Origin of the sequence: Pseudomonas sp. 22082 (assembly GCF_052046055.1) — a bacterium.
Lineage (GTDB): Bacteria > Pseudomonadota > Gammaproteobacteria > Pseudomonadales > Pseudomonadaceae > Aquipseudomonas > Aquipseudomonas pharyngis.
Genome location: NZ_JBQEQB010000013.1, coordinates 1 through 14079, shown reverse-complemented (window position 1 = coordinate 14079; position 14079 = coordinate 1). Strand labels below are relative to the sequence as shown.

The window sequence follows — 14079 nt, the reverse complement described above, 5'->3', positions numbered from 1 at the left end:
GATGTTCAGCCTTCCCCATCGCTCGCCACGGGACCTGCCGTTTGTCACCGACCACTCCGCCCTGTTGCTGGTCGACATGCAGCGTGCCTGGCTCGAGCCACAGTTCGACCCGCGCCTCGAAGGCCCGGACGCCGCGTACTTCCTCAACCGCACGCGCTCGCAAGTGGTGCCCAATCAAGTCCGCCTGCTCAAGGCCTTCCGCGACGCTCGGCAGAACGTGCTGCACACCCTGATCGAAAGCCTGACCGTCGACGGCCGCGACCGCTCGCTGGATCACAAGCTGTCGGACATGCACCTGCCCAAGGGCAGCCCGCAGGCACAGGTCATCGCTGAACTGACCCCGGCAGAAAACGAAATCGTGCTGCCCAAGACCTCGTCCGGGGTCTTTAACTCGACCAACATCGACTACGTGCTGCGCAATCTGGAAACCCGTCACCTGATCATCGCCGGCATCGTCACCGACCAGTGCGTGGACATGGCCGTGCGCGATGCAGCCGACCGTGGCTACCTCGTCACTCTGGTGGCGGACGCCTGCGCGACCTACACCGAAGCACGCCACGACGCCTGCCTGAACGCGATCAAGGGCTACTGCTGGATCACCGACACCGACACCGTGCTCGGCCGGTTGCAGGAGATGCAGCCATGAGCGAACGCCTGTCGCCGTTGCCGATGACCACCATCGTCACCACCGACCTGATCGGCGTCACCCGTGGCCGCTCGTTTCCCACCGATGAGCTGGAGCATTATCAGGCCGCCGGTTGCGGCTGGGTGCCAGCCAACAGCGCGCTGACGCCGCAGGACATCATCGCTTCGACCAGTCCGTGGGGCGCGTATGGCGACCTGCGGCTGATTCCCGATCTGGCCAGCCGCGTCACCGTCGGCAACGGCCCGGACGCCACAGCACCTGCGCTGGATTTCATTCACGGCGATATCCGCGAAACCGATGGCCGGCCGTGGGCCACCTGCCCGCGCACGCTGCTGCGCAACGAGGTCGAGCGCTACCGCGATGAGCTCGGCTTGCAGGTCAACGCCGCGTTCGAACACGAATTCAACCTGCACGCCGGGTTTGCCGAACATCTGGCGTTCTCGCTCGAAGCCCAGCGCCAGGGCGCCGAATTCGGTGGCTGGCTGCTCAGTGCGTTGCGCGCCGGTGGCGTCGAGCCGGAAATGTTCCTGCCCGAATACGGCAAGCATCAATACGAAATCACCTGCCGCCCTACCCTTGGCGTGGCGGCGGCGGATCGCGCGGTCAACGTGCGCGAGATTACCCGCGAAATCGCCCGGCAGATGGGCCTGGATCTGAGTTTTGCGCCGAAGACCGCCGCCGACGCGGTGTGCAACGGCGTACACCTGCACGTCAGCCTGCTCGATCTGGCCGGGCAGCCGATGTTCTACGACGCTGGCACCAGCAATGGTCTGTCGACCCTCGGCCAGCACTGGGCGGCGGGCGTGCTGCATTACTTGCCGGCACTGTGCGCGTTCACTGCACCGACGCCGGTGTCCTATGAACGCTTGCAGCCGCACCACTGGAGCGCGTCCTACGCCTGCCTCGGCCAGCAGAATCGCGAAGCGGCGCTGCGCATCTGCCCGACCGTGAGCCTGGGCGACAAACCTGTGGCGAAGCAATACAACCTGGAATTCCGCGCCATGGACGCCACCGCCTCACCGCATCTGGCAATGGCTGCGCTGCTGATCGCCGGACGCCTGGGCATCGAGCAGCGTCTGGCGCTGAACGCGATCACCGATGAAATCCCCGATTCACTCAACGACGAACAACGCAAGGCCCGGGGCATCGTAGCCCTGCCCGCCTCCCTGGCCCAGGCACTGGATTGCCTGCGTCGCAGTGAAGCGCTGGTCGAAGCGCTGCCAAGCGCGTTGCTCGATACTTTTTTCGCCCTTAAAACCGAGGAACTGGCGCTGACGGAACAGCTCTCGCCCGCTGATCTTTGTGAGCACTATGCACGCCTGTACTGAATCCGTTGAGCTTGGGTTGTACACCCGACCGGTCTACAACCTGAGCCGTGAAGATTCGACGCACCCGCTGATTCTGGTGTGCGAACACGCCAGCCGCTACATCCCCGAGGCCCTGAACAATCTGGGCCTGGCTGATACGGCGGCGCGCGAACACATTGCCTGGGACATCGGCGCCCTGGCGCTGGCCGAGCAACTGTCGGAGCAATTGGGGGCCACGCTGTTGAGCGCCAACTATTCGCGCCTGCTGATCGACCTCAATCGCCCCCGGCATGCGCCCGACAGCATCCCGGCGCAGAGCGAGATCTACCAGGTGCCGGGCAACCGCGAGCTCGACGAGGCCACCCGCGAATACCGTCGCCAGTGCCTGTTCAAGCCGTTTCACACGCGCCTGCAACAACTGATCGATGCACGTCTGGCCGAAGGTCGACCGGTGCGGGTGGTAGGGATTCACAGTTTCACCCCGGTGTATTACGGCCAGCCGCGGGAGCTGGAAGTCGGCGTGCTGTTCGGTCAGGCCCGGGCCTATGCCCAGCGGATGCTCGACGGTCTGGAGCGACATCCGCTGAAAGTCGCCGGCAACCAGCCGTACAGGATCGACCCGCTGGGCGACATGACCGTGCCAGTGCATGGCGATGCCCGGGGCCTCGATTCGGTGTTGATCGAAGTGCGCAACGACCTTCTGCGCAGCCCGGAAGCGGTTTCTCGCTGGGCGAATTATCTGGCACCACTGCTGTAAACAATGTTGTAACCACTGCTGATGCTGTAAACGACGGACCGATATAACAACTAAAACGACCGATTGGCTGACAAGGAGTTGCGCTTCATGGAAATAGAAGAGTTCGGCTACAAACAGGAGTTGAAACGTAGCCTGACACTGACCGATCTGGTGGTGTACGGGATGATCTTCATGATCCCCATCGCCCCGTTCGGCGTGTATGGCTACGTCAACGCCGAGGCACCGGGGATGGTGCCTCTGGCGTACATCATCGGCATGGTGGCGATGGTCTTCACCGCGCTCAGCTACGGCAGCATGGCCCGAGCCTTTCCGATTGCCGGATCGGTGTATTCCTACGCGCAACGGGGCCTGAATCAACACGTCGGTTTCATCGCCGGCTGGCTGATGCTGCTCGATTACCTGCTGATTCCGCCGCTGCTTTACGTCTACGCGGCGATGGCGCTCAACCACCTCTACCCGGACATCCCGAAAGTCGGTTTCATTCTGGCGTTTTTGGTCAGCGCGACCTTCGTCAACCTGCGTGGTATCACCTTCACCGCTCGCATGAACATTGTGTTCCTGCTGGCACAGCTTGTTGTCCTGGGGATTTTCCTGTTCTACGCCTGGAACGCCCTGCATAACGGTGGCGGCAACGGCCAGTTGACCCTGGCGCCGCTGTATCACCCGGAAACCTTCAACTTCGCCCTGCTGATGCAAGCGGTGTCGATTGCGGTGCTGTCGTTCCTCGGCTTCGATGCGATCTCCACCCTTGCCGAAGAGATCAAGGGCGATCCGGGCCGCAGCGTCGGCAAAGCGGCGCTGATCACCCTGGTGGTGATGGGTGTGATTTTCGTTGCGCAAACCTGGATCGCGACCGATCTGGCAGCGGGCATGGGCTTCAAGTCCGCCGACACCGCGTTCTATGAAATCGCCGAAATCGCCGCTGGCAGCTGGCTCGCAACCCTGACCGGTGTGGCCACGGCGCTGGCCTGGGGCGTGGCGGTGGCAATCACTTCGCAAGCGGCGGTCTCGCGCCTGCTGTTCGGCATGGCCCGCGACGGCAAGCTGCCGAAAGTGCTGGCCAAGGTGCACCCGAAACACAACACGCCCTACCTGAGCATTTATCTGGTGGCCGTGCTGTCGCTGGTGATCTGCTACCTGTTCATCAATTCGGTGGACACCCTGACTTCGCTGGTCAACTTCGGTGCCCTGAGCGGCTTCATGCTGCTGCACCTGACCGTGATCAACTACTACTGGCGCCGGCAGAAGTCCGGACAGGTGATCCGTCACCTGATCTGCCCGGTGATCGGCTTCATCATCGTCGCGGCCATCATGTACAACATGGGCGTCGATGCCCAGAAACTCGGCCTGATCTGGATCGCATTGGGTCTGGTGTACCTGTTCTTCCTGAACAAGCTCGGCGCCAGTACCGCGCTGCCTGACCCGAGCAATGGCTGACAAGAAAAAGAGCGGCGTCTGACAACAAATCAGGCGACCGCCGCTTTAACGCGTGGAAACCGACAGTGATAGTCAGGTTCGGCGAATGGGCCGAACCTTTTGATACAGGAGTGCATCCATGCTGGTCTTACGTCCAGTCGAGCCAAACGACCTGCCTCAATTGCAACAATTGGCGCGCGACAGCCTGGTAGGCGTCACGTCCCTGCCGGACGACAGCGAACGCCTGGGCGAAAAAATCGCCGCGTCCTGCGCCTCGTTCGACAGCGATGCGGCCGCTCAGGGCCCGGAGAACTACTTCTTCGTGCTGGAAGACATCGACAGCCATCGACTGGTCGGCTGTTCGGAAATTCTCGCCACCGCAGGTTTCAACGAGCCGTTCTACAGCCTGCGCAACCGCCACTTCACCAGTGCCTCGCGGGAGCTGAATATCGAGCACGGCGTGCCGGCGCTGTCGCTGTGTCACGACCTGAGCGGGCACACGCTGCTGCGCGGTTTCCACATCGACGCGGCACTGGTGCGCACGCCGTTTTCCGAATTGCTGTCGCGGGCACGCCTGCTGTTCATCGCCGCCCATGCGCCACGTTTTGCCGAAGCGGTGATCACCGAAATCGTCGGTTACAGCGACGAGCAAGGGCATTCACCGTTCTGGGATGCGCTGGGCAAACATTTCTTCGACCTGCCCTACGTCGAGGCCGAGCGCCTTTGCGGCTTGCAGAGCCGTACGTTTCTCGCCGAGCTGATGCCGCAATACCCGATCTACGTGCCAATGCTGCCGCAAGCGGCGCAGGACTGCATCGGCCGCATTCACCCGGACGGCCAGGAAGCCTTCGACATCCTCGAGCGCGAAGGTTTTGAAACCAACAGCTACATCGACCTGTTCGATGCCGGCCCGACCTTGTATGCACGCACCGCCAACATCCGTTCGATCGCGCAGAGCCAGACCGCCACGGTTCAGGAGCAATCCCTGATTGATGCCCGCGGTCGCTATCTGGTGAGCAATGAGGCCCTGCATGGCTTCCGGGCGGTGGTTGCCGAGCTGGATTTCCAGCCCGGTCAGCCCCTGGCGCTTGACCCGGCCCTGTGCGCGGCGCTCAACGTCCGTGCTGGCGGTACGATCCGGATGATCGCTCTGTGAACCGCGCCCCTACCCAACGACAGTGCCCGAGCAGGCGCGCAAAAGGAGTTGCAGCATGATTGTTCGTCCGGTCCAAGTCAGCGACCTGCCAGCGTTGATGACGCTGGTGCAACAGGCCGGCCCGGGGTTCACCACCCTGCCCGCCAACGAAGATCGCCTGGCCCACCGGGTGCGCTGGGCACAACGGGCGTTCGCCGAGCAGGTCGAGCGGGCCGATGCTGATTACCTGTTCGTGCTTGAAGACGACGAACAACGCGTGGTCGGCGTCAGCGCCCTGGCCGGGGCCGTCGGCCTGCGCGAGCCGTGGTACAACTATCGGGTCGGGCTGACCGTCAGTTCGGCGCCGGACCTGGGCATTCAGCGGCAGATCCCGACGCTGTTCCTCAACAATGAACTGACCGGCCAATCGGAACTGTGCTCGCTGTTCCTGCGCCACGACCAGCGCCACGGCAGCAATGGACGTCTGCTATCGCTGGGGCGCTTGCTGTTTGTTGCCGAATTCCCGCACCTGTTCGGCGAGAAGATGATCGCCGAACTGCGCGGCAGTGCCGACGAGCAAGGCTGTTCGCCGTTCTGGGACAGTCTGGGCCGGCACTTCTTCCAGATGGACTTCAGCCACGCCGACCACTTGTCCGGGCTGGGCAACAAGGCCTTCATCGCCGAACTGATGCCGCGCCAGCCACTGTACACCTGCCTGCTCACCGAACAGGCCCAGGCCGTGATCGGCCAGGCCCACCCCAACACCGAGCCGGCGCTGAAGATCCTCCAGGCCGAGGGTTTTGCCCATAAAGGCTATATCGATATCTTCGACGGCGGCCCGGTCATCGAGGCGCCGATCCGCAATATCCGCACCGTACGCGACAGCCTGGAACTGAGCCTGAGCATCGGCACGCCGGACGATCAGGCGCCGCTGTGGCTGATCCACAACCGGCGCCTGGAAAACTGCCGCATCACCGTGGCGGCGGGACGCCGGGTCGGCAGCAGTCTGGTGATCGACCGCCTGACCGCCAAACGCCTGCAATTGCAGCCGGGCAACTCGGTGCGGGCAGTGCCGTTGCCCAACCGACAGCAGCAGGCGGTAGCGGCCTGAGCGCCTCTGCCTGCAGCAAGAAAGCCTGAACAGGATTTTCCTGGTTAACTTCCTCGTTAATTCGTCATGATCCTTGACCCATTGGCGTGATAGCCTTTTCACCTTCGGCGTTGACACCTTTGCTCAAGCCTTTCCATTCCTTTGTATTGGTGGAACTCGTATGACCAGGCTTTCTCATCAAGATTTGCGCCGTAACTTCCGTCAGCTGCTGGCTTCCGACACCTGCTATCACACCGCCTCGGTGTTCGATCCGATGTCTGCCCGCATCGCCGCTGACCTGGGTTTTGAAGTTGGGATTCTCGGCGGCTCGGTCGCCTCGTTGCAGGTGCTGGGCGCTCCGGACTTTGCCCTGATCACCCTCAGCGAATTCGCTGAACAGGCCACCCGCATCGGTCGCGTCGCCCAATTGCCGGTGATCGCCGACGCCGACCACGGCTACGGCAACGCCCTCAACGTGATGCGCACCATCGTTGAACTGGAACGCGCCGGCGTCGCCGCGCTGACCATCGAAGACACCCTGCTGCCAGCACAATTCGGCCGCAAATCCACCGACCTGATCACCGTCGCCGAAGGCGTCGGCAAGATCCGCGCCGCACTGGAAGCCCGGGTCGATTCGGAAATGGCAATCATCGCCCGGACCAACGCCGGCATCCTGCCGAACCAGGAAATCATCAGCCGCACCAAGCAGTACCAGGCTGCCGGTGCCGACGGTATCTGCATGGTGGGTATTCAGGACTTCGATCAGCTTGAGCAAATCGCCGAACACCTGACCGTTCCGCTGATGCTGGTGACCTACGGCAACCCGGCGCTGCGCGACGACAAACGCCTGGCCGAATTGGGTGTGCGCGTGACCATCGACGGCCACGGTGCCTACTTCGCAGCGATCAAGGCGACCTACGACAGCCTTCGCGAACAGCGCCAGATATTCACCCAGGCTTCCGACCTGAGCGCCACCGAACTGACCCACACCTACACCCAGCCTGAGGAATACATCCTCTGGGCCAAGGAATACATGAGCGTCAAAGAGTAACCTCGCACCACGCTACAAAGAGGCAGAGCGGCCCGACGCCATCACGAGTCCACTCGCATGGCGCCCGCCGCGAAACCGCTGCCTGCCGTTACCGTTTCGCCAACTCCATAATCATCCGCGACAACAGATAAATCCGCGGCGCCACGCTCTCCACCTCCGCGTATTCCTCCGGCGTATGAATGTTGCCGCCGACAATCCCGAACCCGTCCAGCGTCGGTGTCCCCACCCCGGCCGACAAACTGGCATCCGCCGCCCCGCCGCTGCCTTCTTCGGTCAACTTGCGGCCAATCTCACCGTAAATCCCCTGAGCCATCGCCATCAAACGATCCGACTCCGCCGTCTGCGGCATCGGTGGCAAGCCTCGCTGCAATGAGGTCTTCACTTCGGTGTCAGGAATCAGTTTGTCCTGGGACACCCGCGCCAGATCCTTCTCGATCCGGTCGAACTCTTCCGGCACCGCCGCCCGCACGTCAGCCTTGGCCGTGGCCTGATCCGGGATCACGTTGGTGCGATCACCGGCCTTGAGCACGGTGAAGTTGATGGTGGTTTTCCTGGCTTCGTCGCCGAGTTTGCCGAGTTGCAGGATCTGGTGCGCCGCCTCCATCGCCGCGTTGCGCCCCAGTTCCGGCGCGACGCCGGCGTGAGCCGCCTTGCCCTTGACCTCGACCAGCGCCGTGGCGCTGCCCTTGCGCCACACCACCAGACCATCCGCCGGACGGCCCGGCTCGAGATTGAGGGTGACGTCGTGAAGTTTGGCGGTTTTCTTGATCAGGTCGGTGGCGACGTCCGAGCCGGTTTCTTCGCTGGCATCGAGCAGGAAGGTGATTTGCGCGTAGTCCTTGAAGTCGAGGTTCTTCAGAATTTTCAGCGCGTAGATGCCGGCGACGATCCCGCCCTTGTCGTCCATCACCCCCGGCCCGTAGGCGCGGCCGTCCTTGATGTGGAACGGTCGCTCGGCGGCGGAGCCTTCCTTGAACACCGTGTCCATGTGCGCCATCAGCAGGATTTTCGCCTTGCCGGTGCCTTTGAGCGTGGCGAGCACGTGGTTGGTTTTTTCCGGCGTATTGGGCACCAGCTCGATGGTGGCGCCGAGCTTTTTCAGCTCGTCGATGGCGATTTCGCTGACTTGCTTGAGCCCCGGCTCATACCCTGAACCGGAGTCGATATTGACCAGGCGCTCGAGCAACTTCAGGGCTTCGGGCTTGTATTGCTCGGCATCGGCCAGCACTTGTTTGTGCGGTTCGGCAAAGACACCGGAGGCTGCAAAAGTGAGGGACAGACCGGCCAGCAGAGAACGACGGAATTTAAACGTCATGAATCAATCCTTGTTTCGTGTCGGGTACTGAACCGTACCTGACATCGCCCCAAGGCTCCATCCCGGATGCGACACCCGATCCGTTCAAACCGAATCGAATACCTCGCGCCGCGGCTTGTCGTCGCTGCAGCAAATCACCCGGTTACGCCCGCCGGCCTTGGCTTCGTACAGCGCCTGGTCGGCGTCATCGAGCCAGCGTGTCGCGTCGCCTTGGGCCGGATCGAGTGCCGCCAGACCGATGCTCAAGCTGACTTTCAGCGCCGGGTTCTGTTCGTACACCAGAAAGGAAAAACGCTCACGCAAGGCTTCCATCGCCTGCACCGCATTGAACAGCGGCAAGTCCGGCAGGATCACGCAAAATTCGTCACCGCCGTAGCGCCCCGCCACATCGGCCATGCGCAGGTTCTGCTTGAGCATCTTGCTCAGCTGGCGCAGGACGATATCGCCGGCCACATGGCCGTAGGTGTCGTTGATCGCCTTGAAATGGTCGATGTCGATCAGCGCAATCGCCGCACCGCTCTGCTGGCGTTTGCAGCGTTGAAACTCGACTTCCAGTTGATCCTTCCAGGCGCCGTGATTGAGCAGACCGGTGAGGCTGTCGGTGCGGCTCAGGGCCAGCAATTCGCGTTTATGCAAGCCGAGGGTGTAGGCCTGGCGAAAGCAGATCCAGCCCAGCGCCAGCGGATACAGCATCAACAAAGGAAGACAGGCAAAGAGCTGTGCCGACGTGGTCATCGGGACGAACGCGGGGGCAAATACCACCAGCCCGACGCCGACGCCAAGCAACTGCGCCGCCGCGCCGGCCAGCAGAAAACGCAGGCCGCCGATGGCGACGTTGTTCATCGCCATCATCGAAATGGTCGTGGCACTGGGCAAGGGATTGAAGTGCATGGCGGCGACCCAGAAGCCACCGAGAAAGGCGTCGATCAACAAATTACGGTGTTCGGCGTGGTACGGAACCTTCGCCCGGCGCGCCCATTGATACGCGAGGTGCGGCCAGACCAGGGCGTTGAACAGCATCACCGCCCAGACCCAGGCCGGCGGATCGAGTGGATACATCGCGACGCTCACGCACAAAAGCCCCAGAACCAGCCCGAGGATTCGCGATGTATAGAGCCTCCTGGCCAGTGAAAGTCCCTTTCCTCCCGTTCTTCCCATAGGGGCCTCGACCACTCGACGGCACTGCGCAGACCGCAGACCCGATGTATTGGGAGTCTATCAGGGCAACGTCAAATAGCCATCACCGGCCAGCGGGCCGAATACCCCGTCATCAGCACCACACGGCGAGCAAATGATTGGCTATACATGAAAGTAAGAAAATGGAAAAAAGACTCTAAGAAGGAGGCCCATGCAGACCTATCAAGTGTTGATCATCGGCAGCGGTTTTGGCGGCCAGTGCGCGGCGGTCAACCTGCTCAAGGTCGGTATCGACGACTTTCGCTTGCTGGAGCGCCGCGACTTCTTCGGCGGCACCTGGTGCCAGAACACCTACCCCGGCGCGGCGGTGGATGTGCCGTCGCCGCTGTATTCCCTGTCGTTTGCGCCTTACCGCTGGACGCAGATGTTCGCCGAACAGGCGGAACTGCACCGCTACACCGACCATGTGGTCGAGCGGTTTGGCCTGCGCGACCGAGTGGAACTGCAGGCCAACGTCGAGCGCGTCGAATGGGACGACGCAGAAAAACGCTGGGCCGTACACACCGGCACCAAAGGCACTTTTTATGCGCAGTTCCTGATCAATGCCACCGGGCCGCTGAGCCAGCCGGTTATCCCACACTTTCCCGGCCAGGATCGCTTTCAGGGCAAGACCTTTCATACAAACAATTGGGATCACAGCTACGACTATCACGGTAAACGCGTGGCGATTGTCGGCAGCGGTGCCAGTGCGGCTCAGGTGATTCCGGCCATTGCACCGAAGGTCGCCCAATTGCACGTGTTTCAGCGCACAGCGCATTGGGTGCTGCCCCGTGCCGATCGTACGTTCGGGCGAATCCAGCGCTGGCTGCTGGGTCTGAAACCGGCCTACAAGCTGCTGCGCTGGATGATCTACTGGCAGTTCGAAACCCGGGTTATCGCCTTCAAATATTCGAAACCGGCGATTCACATGGTGCAGAGCCAGGCCCTGAAGTTTCTCAAGCGCCAGGTGACTGACCCCGAGTTGCGGAAAAAACTGACACCGGACTTCACCATCGGCTGCAAACGAGTATTGCTTTCGAGCACCTATTACCCGGCGCTGACCCGGCCCAACGTCACGTTGCACAGCCGCGAGCAAGGCATCGCCAGCCTAGACGAAACCGGCATCCTCACCACGGACGGCCAGCACATCGACGTCGATTTGATCGTCTGGTCGACCGGTTACGACGCCACCGACGGCGTGATTTCCTACCCGGTCAGCGGAAAAAACGCCGTGCAACTGCGCGATGTCTGGGCGCAGTACCCGCGCGCCTACCTCGGCACCAGCCTGCCGGACTTTCCCAATCTGTTTATCGTCACCGGGCCGAACACCGGCATCGGCCACACCTCGGCGCTGTTCATCATCGAATCGCAGATGAACTACATCCTCGACTGCATCCGCACCTTGCAGGCCAATGGTCTGCGCAGCATCGAGGTTCGCCCCGAAGCAGAACGTACCTACACTCAGATGATTCACCGGGAGATGGAGCGCACGGTCTGGAAAACCGGCGGCTGCCACAGTTGGTATCAAAGCAAAAGCGGTCATGTGATCGCGATGTTCCCCGGCTTCAGTTTCAGCTATCACCGGTTGACCCGGGCGCTGAAACCGGCCGACCACATTCTGTCTTGAACAAGGAAGACCCACGATGCTTTTGCTGTTTATCGCCCTCGCGGTTTTCGTGGCCTGGAGCTGGTTGAGTTACCCGGCGGTCGGCCACTGGCTCTACGATCTGAGCGCGGCCCTGGAGGCCAGGCTGTACCGGTTGCACAAGATTGAAGTGCCGATTGCCGAAATGACCGTGTCGACCTGGCAAGGCGGGCCTTATGAAGCGTCGAGCAGCATTTTGATGCTGCACGGCTACAGCGCTGAAAAAAACCTGTGGCTGCGCTTCGCCCGGCACTTTGTCGGGCAGTACCGGGTAATCATCCCGGACTTGGCCGGCCACGGCGAAACCGGCTTCAAGGCCGGCGGTGGCTACGACATTCCGGTGCAGGCCAAGCGCATGATCCAGTTGCTCGACGTTTGCGGCGTCGAGAAAGTCCATGTGATCGGCAACTCCATGGGCGGCTACATCGCCGCGTGGCTGGCAGCGACCTACCCGGATCGCATTGCTTCGGTGGCGCTGATCGACCCGGCGGGTGTCACAGCGCCCGAGCCCAGCGACATGGAGCGCCACCTCGCCCGTGGGCACAATCCGTTTCTGATCAATTCCCGGGAAGAATTCCGACGTTTCTATGCCATGACCATGGCCTCGCCACCGTGGGTGCCCGGTCTGGTGCTCGACGCGATCGCCCAGCGCTACGAACAATGCCGCGACGAACTGGAAGAGATCTTCCGGGATTTTCGCGCCAGCCCGCCGATGGAACCGAAACTGCCGGACATCAAATGCCCGGCGCTGTTGCTCTGGGGCCGCAAGGACCGGCTGATCGACGTCAGCAGCGTGCCGGTGTGGAGCAAAGGCATCAGCAATTTGCGGGTCGATGTCTGGGACGGCGTCGGCCATATGCCGATGGTCGAACAGCCGTCGAACACGGCACGTCTATATCGGGAGTTTCTGGGGGAAAACTCGCGCCAGGACAGGTAAACGGTCAGTCGTTGGCAGAATGAAGTTCGTAGGATTCTTCGTTTGCCCGCGTCGGCGAAGGCTGCGATCTTTTCCGACATCCTTTACGTGACCGTGCCAGGAATTTTTTTCATGACCGTGCAGCCTTTCGTCAGCCCCGACCTGATCCGCCAGCGCTTCTCCAAAGCGATGTCCGACATGTACCGCGAAGAAGTGCCACTGTACGGCGCGTTGATGGAACTGGTGGAACAGACCAACCGCGACGTGCTGGCACGCGAGCCGCAAGTCGCCAGTCAACTGCACAGCACCGGCGAAATCGAACGGCTGGACATGGAGCGCCACGGCGCCATCCGCGTCGGCACCGCCACTGAACTGGCCACCCTCGCCCGTTTGTTCGCAGTGATGGGCATGCAACCGGTGGGCTATTACGACCTCACCCCTGCCGGGGTGCCGGTGCATTCCACGGCGTTCCGGGCGGTGCATGAAGATGCGCTGCAGGTCAGCCCGTTCCGGGTGTTCACTTCGTTGCTGCGACTGGAGTTGATTGAAGATCCTGAGCTGCGGGACTTCGCGCAATCGGTGCTGGATAAGCGTTCGATCTTTACGCCATTGGCGCTAAGGCTGATCGAACAGGCTGAATCTGCTGGCGGCCTGAATGAGTCCGAGGCCGGGGAGTTTGTCCTGCAAGCGCTGGAGACTTTTCGCTGGCACCACAGCGCCACCGTCACCGCCGCGCAATACCAGACGCTCAGCGCCCAGCATCGCCTGATCGCCGATGTCGTCGCGTTCAAGGGCCCGCACATCAACCACCTGACCCCACGCACGCTGGACATCGACATCGTCCAGGCGCAGATGCCGCTGCACGGCATCACGCCCAAAGCGGTGATCGAAGGCCCGCCGCGTCGGCAGCATCCGATCCTGTTGCGTCAGACCAGTTTCAAGGCGCTGGACGAACCGATTGCCTTCACCGACCAGACGCAAACCCGCGGCAGCCACAGCGCCCGCTTCGGCGAAATCGAACAGCGTGGCGCGGCGCTGACCCCCAAGGGCCGTGCGTTGTACGACCGGCTGCTGAACGCGGCGCGCGATGAATTGGGCGATTTCCCCAACGAAGCCAACGCCTCACGCTACAACGCGCTGATGGCCCGGCATTTCAGCGAATTCCCTGACAGCCTCGAGGGCATGCGCGAGCAGGAATTGGCGTATTTCCGTTATTTCCTGACAGACAAAGGTCTGGCGGCGAGTCGTCCCGCTGATGCTTCGCTGCAAGGGTTATTACGCGACGGCTATGTGAAAGCCGAACCGCTGGTGTACGAAGATTTCCTGCCAGTCAGTGCGGCAGGGATTTTTCAGTCGAACCTGGGGGACGCGGCGCAGACGCACTATGGCGAGCATTCCAATCGACAGGCGTTCGAGCTGGCCCTGGGGCGTTCGACCATTGATGAGTTGGGCCTGTATGCCGAAACCCAGCAACGTTCGATTGAGGAATGCCTCGCTACAATCGCCCGATCCGCGTGAAAAGCGGCGATTGGCCATACTGCGCAAGAAGTTGCGCACTTGTTTCGTAAAAATGCTCACCGATTCCGCTGGAGGCCATGTGTTTAAAGGCCTCCAGCCAAGTGCGC

The 14079-nt window shown here is 61.8% G+C and carries 12 protein-coding genes; 10 read left to right on the top strand and 2 right to left on the bottom strand.

Annotated features, from left to right (window positions below):
• Nucleotide 1: 1 nt before the first annotated feature.
• The 7 genes from ACTJK9_RS16330 to ACTJK9_RS16300 all read left to right on the top strand — a co-directional run bounded on the left by ACTJK9_RS16330 (nt 2) and on the right by ACTJK9_RS16300 (nt 7402).
• Nucleotides 2-646, top strand: a complete 645-nt coding sequence (locus ACTJK9_RS16330) for an isochorismatase family cysteine hydrolase (RefSeq protein WP_440814856.1) — start codon at nt 2-4, stop codon at nt 644-646.
• Nucleotides 643-1974, top strand: a complete 1332-nt coding sequence (locus ACTJK9_RS16325) for a glutamine synthetase (protein WP_440814854.1) — start codon at nt 643-645, stop codon at nt 1972-1974. Before ACTJK9_RS16330 ends, ACTJK9_RS16325 begins: the two co-directional genes overlap by 4 nt.
• Nucleotides 1958-2710: an N-formylglutamate amidohydrolase gene (locus ACTJK9_RS16320; RefSeq protein ID WP_064595283.1), complete on the top strand. Its 753-nt coding sequence runs from the start codon at nt 1958-1960 to the stop codon at nt 2708-2710. The genes ACTJK9_RS16325 and ACTJK9_RS16320 overlap by 17 nt, the downstream gene beginning before the upstream one ends.
• 87 nt (nt 2711-2797) lie before the next feature.
• Nucleotides 2798-4147, top strand: a complete 1350-nt coding sequence (locus ACTJK9_RS16315) for an APC family permease (RefSeq protein ID WP_011333496.1) — start codon at nt 2798-2800, stop codon at nt 4145-4147.
• Between the two features lie 118 nt (nt 4148-4265).
• Nucleotides 4266-5282, top strand: coding sequence for an arginine N-succinyltransferase (locus ACTJK9_RS16310; protein ID WP_085613524.1), 1017 nt, complete (start codon nt 4266-4268; stop codon nt 5280-5282).
• A 55-nt stretch (nt 5283-5337) separates the two neighbouring features.
• Nucleotides 5338-6372 (top strand): arginine N-succinyltransferase, encoded by a 1035-nt coding sequence (gene astA / locus ACTJK9_RS16305; RefSeq protein ID WP_085613523.1) that lies wholly within the window; start codon nt 5338-5340, stop codon nt 6370-6372.
• 160 nt (nt 6373-6532) lie between these two features.
• The gene (locus tag ACTJK9_RS16300) at nt 6533-7402 is read left to right on the top strand and encodes an isocitrate lyase/PEP mutase family protein (RefSeq protein WP_007956238.1); all 870 of its coding nucleotides are present in this window, start codon (nt 6533-6535) and stop codon (nt 7400-7402) included.
• An 88-nt stretch (nt 7403-7490) separates the two neighbouring features.
• Here the strand turns inward: ACTJK9_RS16300 and ACTJK9_RS16295 are convergent, their stop codons facing one another.
• Nucleotides 7491-8717, bottom strand: a complete 1227-nt coding sequence (locus tag ACTJK9_RS16295) for a M20/M25/M40 family metallo-hydrolase (protein WP_440814850.1) — start codon at nt 8715-8717, stop codon at nt 7491-7493.
• Nucleotides 8718-8801: 84 nt separating this feature from the next.
• Nucleotides 8802-9875 (bottom strand): diguanylate cyclase, encoded by a 1074-nt coding sequence (locus ACTJK9_RS16290; protein WP_221399345.1) that lies wholly within the window; start codon nt 9873-9875, stop codon nt 8802-8804.
• 190 nt (nt 9876-10065) lie between these two features.
• Here ACTJK9_RS16290 and ACTJK9_RS16285 point away from each other — a divergent pair, with 190 nt between their 5' ends.
• From ACTJK9_RS16285 to hglS, 3 genes are all read left to right on the top strand, one after another.
• A complete protein-coding gene (locus tag ACTJK9_RS16285) occupies nt 10066-11520 on the top strand; it encodes a flavin-containing monooxygenase (RefSeq protein ID WP_440814847.1) in 1455 nt (484 codons plus the stop codon).
• A gap of 16 nt (nt 11521-11536) precedes the next feature.
• A complete protein-coding gene (locus ACTJK9_RS16280; RefSeq protein ID WP_221399343.1) occupies nt 11537-12475 on the top strand; it encodes an alpha/beta fold hydrolase in 939 nt (312 codons plus the stop codon).
• A 111-nt stretch (nt 12476-12586) separates the two neighbouring features.
• Nucleotides 12587-13972: a 2-oxoadipate dioxygenase/decarboxylase HglS gene (gene hglS, locus ACTJK9_RS16275; RefSeq protein WP_085613519.1), complete on the top strand. Its 1386-nt coding sequence runs from the start codon at nt 12587-12589 to the stop codon at nt 13970-13972.
• Nucleotides 13973-14079: the final 107 nt, after the last annotated feature.

What these genes read in the sequence shown, in the direction of transcription:
- ACTJK9_RS16315 (WP_011333496.1), top strand. Translation starts at nt 2,798, where the DNA reads ATGGAAATAGAAGAGTTCGGCTACAAACAGGAGTTGAAACGTAGCCTG.
- hglS (WP_085613519.1), top strand. Translation starts at nt 12,587, where the DNA reads ATGACCGTGCAGCCTTTCGTCAGCCCCGACCTGATCCGCCAGCGCTTC.
- ACTJK9_RS16310 (WP_085613524.1), top strand. Translation starts at nt 4,266, where the DNA reads ATGCTGGTCTTACGTCCAGTCGAGCCAAACGACCTGCCTCAATTGCAA.
- ACTJK9_RS16325 (WP_440814854.1), top strand. Translation starts at nt 643, where the DNA reads ATGAGCGAACGCCTGTCGCCGTTGCCGATGACCACCATCGTCACCACC.
- astA (WP_085613523.1), top strand. Translation starts at nt 5,338, where the DNA reads ATGATTGTTCGTCCGGTCCAAGTCAGCGACCTGCCAGCGTTGATGACG.
- ACTJK9_RS16290 (WP_221399345.1), bottom strand. Translation starts at nt 9,875, where the DNA reads ATGGGAAGAACGGGAGGAAAGGGACTTTCACTGGCCAGGAGGCTCTAT.
- ACTJK9_RS16320 (WP_064595283.1), top strand. Translation starts at nt 1,958, where the DNA reads ATGCACGCCTGTACTGAATCCGTTGAGCTTGGGTTGTACACCCGACCG.
- ACTJK9_RS16295 (WP_440814850.1), bottom strand. Translation starts at nt 8,717, where the DNA reads ATGACGTTTAAATTCCGTCGTTCTCTGCTGGCCGGTCTGTCCCTCACT.
- ACTJK9_RS16285 (WP_440814847.1), top strand. Translation starts at nt 10,066, where the DNA reads ATGCAGACCTATCAAGTGTTGATCATCGGCAGCGGTTTTGGCGGCCAG.
- ACTJK9_RS16330 (WP_440814856.1), top strand. Translation starts at nt 2, where the DNA reads ATGTTCAGCCTTCCCCATCGCTCGCCACGGGACCTGCCGTTTGTCACC.
- ACTJK9_RS16280 (WP_221399343.1), top strand. Translation starts at nt 11,537, where the DNA reads ATGCTTTTGCTGTTTATCGCCCTCGCGGTTTTCGTGGCCTGGAGCTGG.
- ACTJK9_RS16300 (WP_007956238.1), top strand. Translation starts at nt 6,533, where the DNA reads ATGACCAGGCTTTCTCATCAAGATTTGCGCCGTAACTTCCGTCAGCTG.